The following is an 11,622-nucleotide window of genomic DNA, read 5'->3' as shown; positions in this document are numbered from 1 at the left end:
TTGTATCCGCTATTACCACCATTTCTCCGGCCGGGCCGTGAAGCCCGCGCGTTCTTCCAGCGCCAGCGCGGCGTTCAGCACGCCCTGCTCGTCGAGTGCCTTGCCGATGATCTGGAGGCCGAGCGGCAGGCCCGCGCTGTTGAGCGCACCCGGCACCGCCATCGCGGGCAGGCCAGCGAGCGAGGCGGGCACGGTGAACACATCGTTCAGATACATCGCCAGCGGATCTTCCTGCTTTTCGCCCAGCGGGAAGGCGGCGGACGGCGCGGTGGGGGTGAGCAGCAGGTCGCAGGTTTCCCATGCCGCCTCGAAATCGCGGCTGATGAGCGTGCGCACCTTGCAGGCCTGGGTGTAATAGGCGTCGTAATAACCGGCTGAAAGCACATAGGTGCCGATCATGATGCGGCGCTTCACCTCGTCACCGAAGCCTGCGGCGCGGGTGGCGGCATACATGTCCTGCAGGCCCGCGCCATCGGGCAGCACGCGCTGGCCATAGCGCACGCCATCATAGCGGGCGAGGTTGGACGACGCCTCGGCGGGGGCGATGATGTAGTAGGTCGGCAGCGCGTATTGCGTGTGGGGCAGCGAGACTTCCACTACCTCCGCGCCTGCATCTTTCAACCAGGCTATGCCCTGATCCCACAGCGCGGCAATCTCCGCATTGAGGCCATCCGGGCGATATTCCTTCGGGATGCCGATTTTTTTGCCGCGCAGGTCCGACGACAGGTTCGCCTCCCACTGCGGCACGGGCAGGTCCAGCGAAGTCGAATCCTTCGCATCGAACCCCGCCATGGTTTCCAACAGGATCGCATTGTCCTTTACCGTGCGCGCCATTGCACCCGCCTGATCGAGCGAAGACGCGAACGCGACGATGCCCCAGCGCGAGCAGCGGCCGTAGGTCGGCTTGATACCCGAAATGCCGGTGAACGCTGCGGGCTGGCGGATCGAGCCGCCGGTGTCCGTGCCGGTGGCGGCCGGGCAGAGGCGCGCGGAGATAGCGGAGGAGCTTCCGCCCGAGCTGCCGCCCGGCGCGAGGTCTTTTCCGCTCGCATCGCGCCAAGGGGAGATCACCTTGCCGAACGCGCTCGTCTCGTTGGAGCTGCCCATCGCGAACTGATCGAGGTTGAGCTTGCCCAGCATCCCCGCGCCTGCTGCCCAAAGCTTGCCTGAGACGGTCGACTCATAGGGCGGCGTGAAGCCTTCGAGGATGTGTGATGCGGCTGTCGTCTGCACGCCCGCCGTGCAGAACAGGTCTTTCATGCCGATGGGCACGCCCGACAGCGGTTTCAGGTCTCCGCTAGCCCGCGCCGCATCCGCCGCGTCGGCGGCTGCCAGCGCCAGCTCCGGTGTCTCGACGATATAGGCGTTAAGCGCTCGCCCTGCCTCCACGGCGGCGTTGAACGCGCTCGCTACCTCGCGTGCGGAGAAGGTTCCCGCCGCAACGCCGTCGCGAATTTCCGCGACTGTCAGGTTGGTCAGCTCGGTCATAGATTTAGCCCGTCATGCCGGACTTGATCCGGCATCCAAATAGAGTCTGTGTTTCTGGATCCCGGATCGGTCGCGGCTACGCCGCTGTCCGCGATGATCGAATGAAATCCTTCGGCTTTCATTCGATCACCTTCGGCACGGCGAAAAAGCCATGCTCGGCCTGAGGCGCATTGGCCAATACCTTGTCCCGCACATTGCCGCCGGTCAGCGGATCGGCGTTCACCACATCGTCGCGCAGGCGCAAGGCGTTGGGGATCACTGCGGTCATCGGCTCCACGCCGGAGACATCCACCTGCCCCAGTTGCTCGACCCAGCCGAGGATGTTGTTGAGTTCGGGAACCAACCGCTCGGCCTCGTCGTCAGAGACGGCGATGCGCGCAAGGCTGGCGACTTTCTTGACGGTGCTGCTATTGATCGACATGGGATTGGCCGATAGCCCGGCTGGTAGAGCCTGCGCAACTGCAAAAGGACAAGCATCATCGGGACAAGCGCCCTTATCACCACCCATGCGGCCGAGTTTCGCGCGGCGCTACCCCATGGCGGGCGGCTGATCGGCATGGATGTGGGGACGAAGACCATCGGCCTCGCGCTGTGCGATGCGGGCTGGAGCATCGCTTCCGCCGCGCACACGATATCACGCGGGAAGTTCAGCAAAGACAAGGCCACGCTCGCCCTCTTCATGGCAGAGCAACAGGCAAAGGGCATCGTCATCGGCCTGCCGCTCAATCTCGACGGGTCGGCAAGCCCGCGCAGCCAGGCAAGCAGGGCGTTTGCACAGAATATGGCGGACCTCGGCCTGCCCATCCTGCTGTGGGACGAGCGCTGGTCGACGCAGGCCGTAACACGCATGATGATCGAGGCTGACACCAGCCGCGCCCGGCGCAGCGAACTGGTCGACAAGCTCGCCGCCAGCTATATCCTGCAGGGTGCCATAGACGCGTTGATGCATTGAGGATCGGAAGGATCCCTTCGCATGATCGTCATCCCGGAAGCGGATTTTCTCCAAATCCGTCAGGATTTGGCCAGCAAAATCCCGCTATCCGGGATCACGCTATCCGGCGTTGCGCATGCAGCTGGAATGACGCGGTGTGAATAGCCAAGACAGATCATGCTTCGCTCTTGCCCTGCTGCCCCACCTGCCCTAAGGCACCGGCTCATGCCAAGCGATGCAGACGCGCAAGCCGGCCAGAGCCGCCCCGCAAACTCCGGGGGCAAAGACGCTTTCCCGCATCGCCATCTCCTCAGCATCGCGCATCTGAAACCGTGGGAAATCCGCTTCCTGCTCGATGAGGCAGAGCATTGGGTCGGCGTCAACCGCGGCGCGGCGCAGAAGCATGACGACCGGCTGGCGGGCCTCACGCAGATCAACGCCTTTTTCGAGAACAGCACGCGCACGCTCCTCAGCTTCGAAATCGCAGGCAAGCGCCTGGGCGCGGATGTGGTCAACATGCACGCCGCGACCTCCAGCGTAAAAAAGGGCGAGACCCTGATCGACACGGCGGTGACTTTGAACGCGATGCGCGCGGACGTGATCGTCATCCGCCACGGCAGCTCCGGCGCGGTGCAGTTGATCGCCGACAAGGTCGACTGCCCGGTGCTGAACGCGGGCGATGGCTGGCACGAGCACCCGACGCAGGCGCTGCTGGACGCGCTCACGATCCGGCGCAGGCGCGGCTATATCGAGGGACAGATCGTCACCATCTGCGGCGATGTGCTGCACAGCCGGGTGGCGCGGTCCAACATGCTCTGCCTCGCCGCTTTGGGCGCGCAGGTGCGCGTCGTTGCCCCGCCGACACTGATGCCCGCGGCGGTCGAATGCATGGGCGCCACCGCTTACACCGATTTCGATGCGGCGCTCCACGAGGCGGACGTGGTGATGATGCTGCGTCTTCAGAACGAGCGGATGGATGGCGCGTTCATCCCCAGCCCGCGCGAATATCACGCGCTCTATGGCCTCACGCCCGAGCGCCTCGCCAAGGCCAAGCCCGACGCGCTGGTGATGCACCCCGGCCCGATGAACCGGGGTGTGGAGATTACCAGCGGCGTGGCGGATGACCCCAATCGCTCCGCCATTACCGAGCAGGTGGAGATGGGCGTCGCGGTGCGCATGGCGTGCCTGGATGTGCTGACGCGCAGCGCGAGGGGAGTAGAAGGATGGTGAGCGGCACCAAGATCGCCATCACCGGCGGGCTGCTGGCCGACCCTGCGCAGGATGCGCCGACCCAGGGCACGCTGCTGATCGCGGGCGATACCATCCTCGCAAGCGGTGCAATCGATGTGCCGTCAGATGCCGATGTGGTTGACGCAAGCGACCTCGTCGTCGCGCCGGGCCTGGTCGACCTCGGCGTGTTCAGGACCGATAAGCCCGCCTTTCATTTCGGTGGAATTACGCGTGCAGCGCTGATGCCCGATCAGTCTTCGCTACTCGATGATGTGGGCCTCATTCGCGAGGCGACCCGCAACGGCAAGCCCGATTTCTGGGTTCACCCGATCGCGGCGGCGACGCGAGGCCTTGCCGGGGCCGAGATGGCCGAGATCGGGCTGATGCAGAGGGCAGGCGCCAAGGCGGTCGGCACCGGGCGCAGCTGGATTGCGGACTCGGGCGTGATGCACCGGGTGCTCAGCTATGCCAGTGGCCTCGGCCTCACGGTGATCTCGCATGCCGAGGACGCCGGGCTGGCGGGCCGGGCCGTGGCGACCAATGGCGAGACGGCCACGCGGCTGGGGCTGCCGGCGGCGCCGGCCTGCGCAGAGGCGATGGCGATCGCGCGCGATATCGCGCTGGTGCGCGAGACCGGGGCGGCGATCCATTTCCGCCTCGTCACCACCAGGGCGGGGTTTGACCTCATCCGCGCGGCAAAGAACGAGGGCCTGCGAGTCACCTGCGGCATATCGCCCGCGCATCTGTTTCTCTCAGACAATGCGGTGTCCGACTATCGCACCTTCGCCCGCCTCTCTCCGCCACTGCGCTCCGAAGATGATCGCAAGGCCGCACTGGCAGCCGTGGCGGATGGCACGATAGACGTCATCACCTCCAGCCACGATCCGCGCGGGCCGGAGGACAAGCGCCTGCCCTTTGCCGATGCCGCGCCGGGCGTTGCGGGCGCGGAGACGCTGCTCGCGCTCTCGCTCAATCTGGTGCGTGACGGGGTGATCGGCATCAATGCGCTGATGCGGCTGCTCTCCGCCAATCCCGCGCGAATATTGGGGGTGAACGCAGGCAGCTTTGCAGCGGGAAGCCCGGCAGACGTCATCCTCGTCGATCCCGACGCGCCGTGGATCGTCGACAGCAACCGCATGGCGGCGGCAGCGGGCAACACCCCGTTTGACAAGCTGCCGGTTCAGGGCCGCGTCAGGCGGGTGATGAAGGGCGGCGTCTTTTACGGATAAAAAAGGGGGAGCCATGAAGGCTCCCCCATTTGGGAGGGAACAGTATCGCCTAGCGCATGGCGAGGCGCGCGGGGGCCTTGACCTTCAATTTCGCCCAATGGACCGGCGCGGCCTCCGGCCCACCGAGGCGGACGAAGCAGCTGCCGCCGGCCGCGCGGATGGAACCACAGAGCTTGTCAGCGCCGCCCTTATTGCCAAATCCGGCGATAGCCACGCGATGATAATTACGGCCGTTGACATTCGCCTGCGTGATGAGCTGCGGGAAAAGGCCCAGGCGCTCATTGCCGCGCACGGCCCGATTCCACCCCGCTTTGGCGGCCTGAGGCGAGGAAAACGCACCGAGCTGAACCACCCATGCAGAGCCTTTCGCCGAATCAACCGGCTGCCACAGCGCGACAGGCCGTGCGCCGGGGACGGGGTTTTTCAACAGCGGGCTGGGCGCAGGCGCGCGCAGCAGGGGGGAGAGCGGTGTCGGGGTGACGGCTGGCTGAGCAGGGGCCGCCAGTGCCTTTGGCGCGGCCACGGCAACGCGCAGGGGAGTGCGCGGCGCGGGAATGAACTCCGGCACGCTGACCTTGGCCTCTTCCTCGCTCGCAGCAGCAAGGGCAGGCGCGGGAGCGGGAGCCGGGGTCGTGACAGGCGCTTGTGCAGGGGCTGGAGCTGATGCCGGGGCAGGGGCAGCCACGGGCGCGTTGTCAGCCTGGGGTTCGTCGGCGATCGGCGCCGGGATGAAGTCGGTGGCGGGGGTGGGCGGCGCAGCTTCCGCCAGTTGAGCGGGCGCGGGCTGGTTTTGGCCCAGCGCGAGGTGCACCGGCAGCCCGGCATCGTCCGCGCGCGGAGCGACGCCCATCATGGCGATGACGCGCTGGCTGTCCGCACCGGGTTGTGCGGCCTGCGCCCAGCCCAGCACGCGCCTGGCGGCATCGGCTGGCGCGAGATCGAGTGCGGCGACCTGCCGCGCTTCGGTCCATTGCCCGGCCAGAGCATAGGCATAAGCGAGGTTCTGCCGCTCTTTTGCGCCAGCGGTGGGAGCATGGATCGCCTGCGAGAGCACGCGGATCGCTTCGTCGGGGTTGCCTGCCATCGCCATCGCCAGCCCGTAATCGGCGGCCGTGAGTTGATCGACACGTTCGTTGAGCAGACGCTGGGCGGCTGTCTTGTCCCCCTGCGCGACATGGATTAGCGCGAGGTTGACGACGGTGCGCCCATCGGTTGCCCCGAGAGTCAGCGCGTCTTCAAACGCGGTGCGCGCCGAGGCAAAGCGCCCGTCGAGCAGATAGGCGCGGCCCAGCAGCGTGCGATAGTCGGCCTTGTTGGGCGACGCGGCGACCGCAGCCTCCGCAATCTGGATCGCCTTGGCGGCGTCCTTGGCGGCGAGCGCCTTCTCGGCGTCGCGCGCCTGCGCGTCCGCCATGGCGTTGAGCTTGCCCGCGCCTGCCCCTGCCTGGGTATGCAGCGCCTGGCCGGTGCAGCCCACCATCGAGGCGGCGACGATCAACGACGATGCCGCGATATTGGAAAGAGCCTTGCGTTTATGGTCGCGTTTCATGGTGGTCCCCACATCCATTACTTTCTAACGGGATTGGTGCCGTCGGTCCCCGGCACCTGTTGCGCCAGCGCCTCAAGCTCGGGCTGGCTGTTGAGAAAGGCGTCAAGCGCCTGTGTGACGATCTGTTGCGCGCTGCGGTTGTTGACGGCACAGGCAAGGCGCAGGCGCAGATGACGCTCCGGGTCGAGCCGCAGCGTGAACGCCGCCTTGGCGCCACGCGGGCGCACTGTCGCCATCGGCACCCATGGCTCGCGCGCTTCGGGTTCGGCCATCTGCTCTACCAGCAGCTCCTGCTGCTTCACGATTTCGGGCGTGACGGTCTTCGCTTCGGGTTGAGGCAAATCTTCGCGGATCATCGTCAGTGGGGCGGGCGCAGCGGCTTCCTCGCCCATGTCGTTCCAGCCCAGATCCTCCTGTACAGACAGCGGCAGGCTGGGCTTGTCTCCACCGGGAATATAGCGGCGCATCGCCGGGCGGGCCGCGCCCTTGCGGGCGAGCAGGCCGGAGGTGAGCGAAGCGAAAGGCTTGGGTTCGATCATGCCTTCGCTCCTTACTGGCTGACCGTGCGGCGGCCGAAGCCGGCGGCGGGGCGCGCCATCGCAGCGGGGCCGGGCACCGAGAAGACGGTGCGGCGGAAATTTTTCTCCAGCCGGTCGGAGATATAGCCCCAAAGCTGCTCGATCTCCTGCGCGGAGCGGCTGCCGGGATTGACCTCCATCACCGTGCGCCCGTCGATCATGCTGGCGGCGAAATCCGTGCGCTGGTGCACCACCACCGGCGCGACGGTGCCGTGCTGGGAAAGGGCGATGGCGGCCTCTTGCGTGATGCGCGCCTTGGGCGTTCCCGCGTTGACGACAAAGATCAGCGGCTTGCCCGCGCGCTCGCACAGATCGACCGTGGCGCCGACGGCGCGCAGATCATGCGGGCTGGGGCGCGTGGGGATGACGATGAGCTCGGCGACGGAGATCACGCTCTGGATCGCCATCGTGATGGCGGGCGGCGTGTCGATGATGGCGAGCTTGAAACCCTGCGCGCGCAGCGTTTCGAGGTCATGCGCCAGCCGCGCAACCGTGGTCTCGGCAAAGGCGGGCGCGCCGGCCTCGCGCTCGTTCCACCAGTCGGCGAGCGAGCCCTGCGGGTCGATGTCTATCAGCACGACCGGCCCGGCGCCTGCAAGTTCCGCCTGCACGGCGAGATGGCCGGACAAGGTCGTCTTGCCCGAACCGCCCTTTTGCGAAGCCAAAGCCAATACGCGCACGCAATTCCCCCGGATGGATGTAGTCGTGCGGGAGGGTAACTGGCGACGTCCTAACATTCTGTTAATTCGACGGCTGGGGAGTCCCTCTCAAAATCCACGAAAGTGCGGAATTTTGCTGACCTCCCACTCCCCCTGAGCAAGAGTTTACGATTAACGCAGTTTCCACCATTTTGCGGGCATGATAGCGCCCGGAGCGCGCAGGCCGGAAATGCCGCGCGAGTGGGAACGGACTATGAGACACAGGATTTGCGGGGCGCTGGCGGGAATAGCGCTGTTGGCTGCCGCGCCTTCGGCCCAGGCAGACACGAAGGCAGGCGTCGATGCCTGGGCGCAGGGAGATTATGCGCGCGCGATGAAAGTCTGGCTGCCGCTAGCCGAGGCGGGCGATGCCGATGCGCAGTTCAACCTCGGCCAGGCCTACAAGATGGGTCGGGGCGTGCCGCAGGATCCGAACACCGCACTCGAATGGTATCGCAAGGCCGCCGCGCAAGGCCATAGCCAAGCCGAAGACGCCTATGGATTGCTGCTCTATCAGCAGAACCGCCGGGCGGAGGCCATGCCCAGCTTGCTGCGCTCTGCCGATCGGGGTGAGGCGCGCGCGCAATATCTGGTGGGCATCGCCTTGTTCAACGGTGACCTGCTGCCGAGGGACTGGATGCGCGCCTATGCGCTGATGACCCGCGCCTCGGCATCGGGCGTGGAACAGGCGTCGGCGGCGCTGGCGCAGATGGACCGCTATATTCCCGAACATCAGCGCCGCGATGGCCTCGCGCTGGCAGCCGCGATGGAGGCGCGCAAGGCGCGGGCGGCGGGTGCGGCTGTCGCTGCATCGTCACCCTCTGCTCCGCAGCCTATCTTGCGGCCGGCGCCGAGCACCAAGCCCATTCGCAGCGCGACCCTGCCGCCCTCCCAGCCCGCACCGTCGCCGGTTTCAGCACCGTCACAAGCGCCAGCATCTGCGCCAGCACCCGCGGCAAAGCCCGCGCCTGTCTCCGGCGGATGGCAGGTCCAGCTCGGCGCATTCGGCGAGACCGCGCGCGCGCAGGCGCAATGGAAGACGCTTACGGCCAAAATACCCGCACTCGCCGCCGCGCCGCATCGCCTCGAACCGGCCGGGGCAATGACGCGCCTGTTGGCGGGGTCGTTGACGACCCGCGCGGAGGCGGATGCGCTGTGTGGCAAGGTAAAAGCAGCCGGAGCCGACTGTATCGTCAAGCCGCGCTGATCCGCAATAACGCTATTGCGACTTATTCCTAATTGCGCTTGCTAATGCGAATGTTTTTCATTAGTGAGCGTCCCCGCAAAGGGGGACTCAATGAAAAAATATGCGTTTTTGAGCGCGGTTGCGCTGTGCGCGGCCTTGGCGACGCCTGCGGCCGCCGCGCCGGGGCTGGGCGGAAAGGTTTACGGCGCGCGCATTGAAAAAGGCGTCACCGAAGTAGAGATGCGCTATGGGCGCCTGTCCGGCGATGCGGCGGACGGCGAGGACGCGGCGGTGCTGGAGCTATCGCACGGCTTTACCGACAATTTCCTCGCCGGAGTTCTCGTCGAAACCGAGCGCGAGCCGCATGAGAGCCGCAAGGTGGAAGCCTATTCGATCGAAACCATCGGCCATATCGGCCGCGTCGATTCGCTCGGCCTCGATATCGCGCTCTATGGCGAATATGAAGCGGTGCGCCATGGCGCGGACGAGATCGAGGCCAAGCTGCTGCTGCAACATACCAAAGGTCCGTTCGACGCGCGCCTGAACCTCAAGTTCGGCAAGGAACTGGAAAAGGGCGAGCCGGTCGAGCTGGGCTATGCGGTGTCGGCGGACTGGGCAGCGTTCGGCGAATTCCGGTTTGGCGCGGAGGCGTTCGGCAATCTCGGCACCACCAAGGATTTCCTCCCACGTGACGAGCATTTCGCAGGCCCGATGGTCCGCACGGAGCTGGAGCACCTGCCCGGAGACGGCGAGCTGGAAATCGAGGCAGGCTATCTGTTCGCGCTTGGCAAATCACGCGATGAGACGAACGGCCAGCTCCGCCTTGTGCTGGAGTATGAATTCCACTTCTGAGGCGGTGGCGGCAGGATTGCCGCCTCAGCCCGCCACCCAATCCTTGCGCGCAATGCCTGCCGCATAGAGCAACGCGGAGAGGTCGCCATGGCGAATCTCCGCGTCAGCGGCGGCGCGGGTCTTTTCCTTGGCGTGATAGGCTACGCCCAGCCCCGCCGCCTCTATCATCGGGATGTCGTTGGCGCCGTCGCCAATCGCGATGCTGCGCGCGGGGTCGATGCTCAGCTCCCTGAGCGCGCCCTCCAGCTCCGCCTGCTTGCGCGCGGAATCGACGATCGGGAATTGCACCGTGCCACTGAGCGCGCCGCCCGCGATGTCGAGCACATTCGCCACCACCTTGTGAAAGCCAATCTCGGCCGCCACTGGTTCGGCAAAGCGGGTGAAGCCGCCGGAGACCAATATAGTATGGCATCCTCGCGCGCGGAGTGTCTGGATCAGCGCCTTCGCACCGGGCATCAGCTTCACACGCTCCGCACGGCAGCGCTCGATCATCGCCTCATCGAGACCGGCGAGCAGCGCGACGCGTGCCTTCAGCGCTTCGGCGAAGTCCAGCTCGCCGCGCATCGCCCGCTCCGTCACCTCCGCGATCTGAGGCTTGATCCCGGCATAATCGGCCAGCTCGTCGATGCACTCGATGGTGATCATCGTCGAGTCCATGTCCGCCACCAGCAGCTTCTTTTCCCGCGTGGTATGCTCTTGCACGATTACGTCGATCGTGCCCGGCAGCGCCTGCAGCGCGGCGCGCACCGCCTTCGCATCGCCCTCGAACAGTATATCCGCCGCCGTACCTGGGTCGACCTCGATGCGCTCGGCCACGCGCGCGCCGGTCGCTGCCACCCGGTCTGCCGCTTCGGCAATATCCCCCTGCCCCAACGAGCCTTGAGCGACTAAGGTGGCGACGAACATGAGCAAGCCTTCCGAAATTTCGACCGAATCCCCCCGGCCCCGGCTCGTGCTTATTGCCGGGCCGACGGCGAGCGGCAAGAGCGCACTCGCGCTGGCGCTGGCGGAGCGCGCGAACGGCATTATCATCAATGCCGACGCCAGCCAGGTTTATGCCGACCTTGCCGTGCTTTCGGCCCGGCCATCGGCACAGGAAATGGCGCGTGCCCCGCACAGGCTGTTTGGCACGCGCGATGGCGCGAAACCGTGCTCCGCTGCGGACTGGGCAGCGGATGCAAAAGCCGAGATCGCGGCAGCGCATGCAGCGGGCCAGCTGCCGATCCTCGTCGGCGGCACAGGCCTTTATATCCGCACATTGCTGGATGGCATCGCACCGGTGCCTGAGATCGACCCTGCCGTGCGCGCCACAGTGCGCGCGATGCCGGTGGCGGAGGCCTATGCCGCGTTGACACGCGAAGATGCGCCCGCCGCCGCGCGGCTCGCGCCTGCCGATAGTGCACGGATCATGCGGGCACTTGAGGTGATCCGCTCTACCGCCCGGAGCATTTTGGACTGGCGGGAAGATAAGACGGGCGGGATAGGTGACGCCGTCGATCTGCACCCGCTGATCCTGCTGCCCCCGCGCGACTGGCTCCGCGCCCGTTGCGATGCCCGGTTCGAAGCGATGTTGAAGCAAGGCGCGGTTGAGGAGGTGGAGGCGCTGCTCGCGCGCAACCTCTCACCCGACCTACCCGTGATGCGCGCGATCGGCGTGCCCGAAATCGCGGGCTGGCTGAGGGGCGAGCTGACGCGAGAGGCGATGATTGCGCAGGCTCAGGCAGCGACCCGGCAATATGCCAAGCGGCAATATACCTGGTTTTCCCGCCAGCCCCCACCGACATGGCCCCGGAGCAATGACGCAATTGATAACAATTTTCCCTCTTCATACGTAATAAAATTATTCTCTTCGTCATTGACATAATATTTTATGTCTCCTAG

The 11,622-nt window shown here is 66.0% G+C and carries 13 protein-coding genes; 7 read left to right on the top strand and 6 right to left on the bottom strand.

Features of this window, described 5'->3' with window-relative positions; translation table 11 throughout:
• Positions 1-12: 12 nt before the first annotated feature.
• The gene (gene gatA, locus OOT33_RS10335; protein WP_307749942.1) at positions 13-1,488 is read right to left on the bottom strand and encodes an Asp-tRNA(Asn)/Glu-tRNA(Gln) amidotransferase subunit GatA; all 1,476 of its coding nucleotides are present in this window, start codon (positions 1,486-1,488) and stop codon (positions 13-15) included.
• A 118-nt stretch (positions 1,489-1,606) separates the two neighbouring features.
• Entirely contained in the window at positions 1,607-1,909 is a 303-nt protein-coding gene (gene gatC / locus OOT33_RS10330; RefSeq protein WP_129403687.1) for an Asp-tRNA(Asn)/Glu-tRNA(Gln) amidotransferase subunit GatC, read from the bottom strand.
• Between the two features lie 75 nt (positions 1,910-1,984).
• Between gatC and ruvX the strand changes: the two genes are divergently transcribed.
• From ruvX to OOT33_RS10310, 4 genes are read left to right on the top strand one after another with little or no spacing between them, the layout of a single operon-like run.
• Positions 1,985-2,440 carry a Holliday junction resolvase RuvX gene (gene ruvX, locus OOT33_RS10325; protein WP_373690569.1) on the top strand — a complete coding sequence of 152 codons (456 nt, stop codon included), beginning with the start codon at positions 1,985-1,987 and terminating at the stop codon, positions 2,438-2,440.
• Between the two features lie 21 nt (positions 2,441-2,461).
• Positions 2,462-2,584: a hypothetical protein gene (locus tag OOT33_RS10320; protein ID WP_307749941.1), complete on the top strand. Its 123-nt coding sequence runs from the start codon at positions 2,462-2,464 to the stop codon at positions 2,582-2,584.
• 60 nt (positions 2,585-2,644) lie between these two features.
• Complete coding sequence (locus OOT33_RS10315; protein WP_307749940.1) at positions 2,645-3,649, top strand: aspartate carbamoyltransferase catalytic subunit; 1,005 nt, start codon at positions 2,645-2,647, stop codon at positions 3,647-3,649.
• Positions 3,643-4,878 carry an amidohydrolase family protein gene (locus OOT33_RS10310; protein WP_307749939.1) on the top strand — a complete coding sequence of 412 codons (1,236 nt, stop codon included), beginning with the start codon at positions 3,643-3,645 and terminating at the stop codon, positions 4,876-4,878. Before OOT33_RS10315 ends, OOT33_RS10310 begins: the two co-directional genes overlap by 7 nt.
• A 49-nt stretch (positions 4,879-4,927) precedes the next feature.
• Here OOT33_RS10310 and OOT33_RS10305 read toward each other — a convergent pair whose 3' ends face one another.
• The 3 genes from OOT33_RS10305 to OOT33_RS10295 are packed head-to-tail and all read right to left on the bottom strand — an operon-like array spanning position 4,928 to position 7,685.
• Positions 4,928-6,427: a tetratricopeptide repeat protein gene (locus tag OOT33_RS10305; RefSeq protein WP_307749938.1), complete on the bottom strand. Its 1,500-nt coding sequence runs from the start codon at positions 6,425-6,427 to the stop codon at positions 4,928-4,930.
• 17 nt (positions 6,428-6,444) lie between these two features.
• Positions 6,445-6,966 (bottom strand): hypothetical protein, encoded by a 522-nt coding sequence (locus OOT33_RS10300; protein WP_307749937.1) that lies wholly within the window; start codon positions 6,964-6,966, stop codon positions 6,445-6,447.
• Positions 6,967-6,977: 11 nt separating this feature from the next.
• Positions 6,978-7,685, bottom strand: coding sequence for an AAA family ATPase (locus tag OOT33_RS10295; RefSeq protein ID WP_307749936.1), 708 nt, complete (start codon positions 7,683-7,685; stop codon positions 6,978-6,980).
• Between the two features lie 232 nt (positions 7,686-7,917).
• Between OOT33_RS10295 and OOT33_RS10290 the strand changes: the two genes are divergently transcribed.
• Together OOT33_RS10290 and OOT33_RS10285 are read left to right on the top strand one after the other, a co-directional pair.
• Positions 7,918-8,910, top strand: coding sequence for an SPOR domain-containing protein (locus tag OOT33_RS10290; protein ID WP_307749934.1), 993 nt, complete (start codon positions 7,918-7,920; stop codon positions 8,908-8,910).
• A gap of 90 nt (positions 8,911-9,000) precedes the next feature.
• Entirely contained in the window at positions 9,001-9,741 is a 741-nt protein-coding gene (locus OOT33_RS10285) for a hypothetical protein (RefSeq protein ID WP_307749932.1), read from the top strand.
• Positions 9,742-9,765: 24 nt separating this feature from the next.
• On the opposite strand, the gene serB is transcribed toward OOT33_RS10285, so the two are convergent.
• Entirely contained in the window at positions 9,766-10,647 is an 882-nt protein-coding gene (serB, locus tag OOT33_RS10280; RefSeq protein ID WP_307749931.1) for a phosphoserine phosphatase SerB, read from the bottom strand.
• On the opposite strand from serB, the gene miaA reads away from it, so the two are divergent.
• Entirely contained in the window at positions 10,646-11,605 is a 960-nt protein-coding gene (miaA, locus tag OOT33_RS10275) for a tRNA (adenosine(37)-N6)-dimethylallyltransferase MiaA (RefSeq protein WP_307749930.1), read from the top strand. The two genes, serB and miaA, sit on opposite strands and share 2 nt — an antisense overlap.
• The last annotated feature ends 17 nt before the right edge of the window (positions 11,606-11,622 follow it).

This window comes from Sphingobium sp. DEHP117, assembly GCF_030867385.1.
In the GTDB taxonomy this organism is placed as follows: Bacteria; Pseudomonadota; Alphaproteobacteria; order Sphingomonadales; family Sphingomonadaceae; genus Sphingobium.
The sequence above is the reverse complement of the archived record's forward strand: the minus strand, read 5'-3'. Positions and strand labels throughout refer to the sequence as shown.

What these genes read in the sequence shown, in the direction of transcription:
- gatA (WP_307749942.1), bottom strand. Translation starts at nt 1,488, where the DNA reads ATGACCGAGCTGACCAACCTGACAGTCGCGGAAATTCGCGACGGCGTT.
- gatC (WP_129403687.1), bottom strand. Translation starts at nt 1,909, where the DNA reads ATGTCGATCAATAGCAGCACCGTCAAGAAAGTCGCCAGCCTTGCGCGC.
- OOT33_RS10320 (WP_307749941.1), top strand. Translation starts at nt 2,462, where the DNA reads ATGATCGTCATCCCGGAAGCGGATTTTCTCCAAATCCGTCAGGATTTG.
- OOT33_RS10315 (WP_307749940.1), top strand. Translation starts at nt 2,645, where the DNA reads ATGCCAAGCGATGCAGACGCGCAAGCCGGCCAGAGCCGCCCCGCAAAC.
- OOT33_RS10310 (WP_307749939.1), top strand. Translation starts at nt 3,643, where the DNA reads ATGGTGAGCGGCACCAAGATCGCCATCACCGGCGGGCTGCTGGCCGAC.
- OOT33_RS10305 (WP_307749938.1), bottom strand. Translation starts at nt 6,427, where the DNA reads ATGAAACGCGACCATAAACGCAAGGCTCTTTCCAATATCGCGGCATCG.
- OOT33_RS10300 (WP_307749937.1), bottom strand. Translation starts at nt 6,966, where the DNA reads ATGATCGAACCCAAGCCTTTCGCTTCGCTCACCTCCGGCCTGCTCGCC.
- OOT33_RS10290 (WP_307749934.1), top strand. Translation starts at nt 7,918, where the DNA reads ATGAGACACAGGATTTGCGGGGCGCTGGCGGGAATAGCGCTGTTGGCT.
- OOT33_RS10285 (WP_307749932.1), top strand. Translation starts at nt 9,001, where the DNA reads ATGAAAAAATATGCGTTTTTGAGCGCGGTTGCGCTGTGCGCGGCCTTG.
- miaA (WP_307749930.1), top strand. Translation starts at nt 10,646, where the DNA reads ATGAGCAAGCCTTCCGAAATTTCGACCGAATCCCCCCGGCCCCGGCTC.
- serB (WP_307749931.1), bottom strand. Translation starts at nt 10,647, where the DNA reads ATGTTCGTCGCCACCTTAGTCGCTCAAGGCTCGTTGGGGCAGGGGGAT.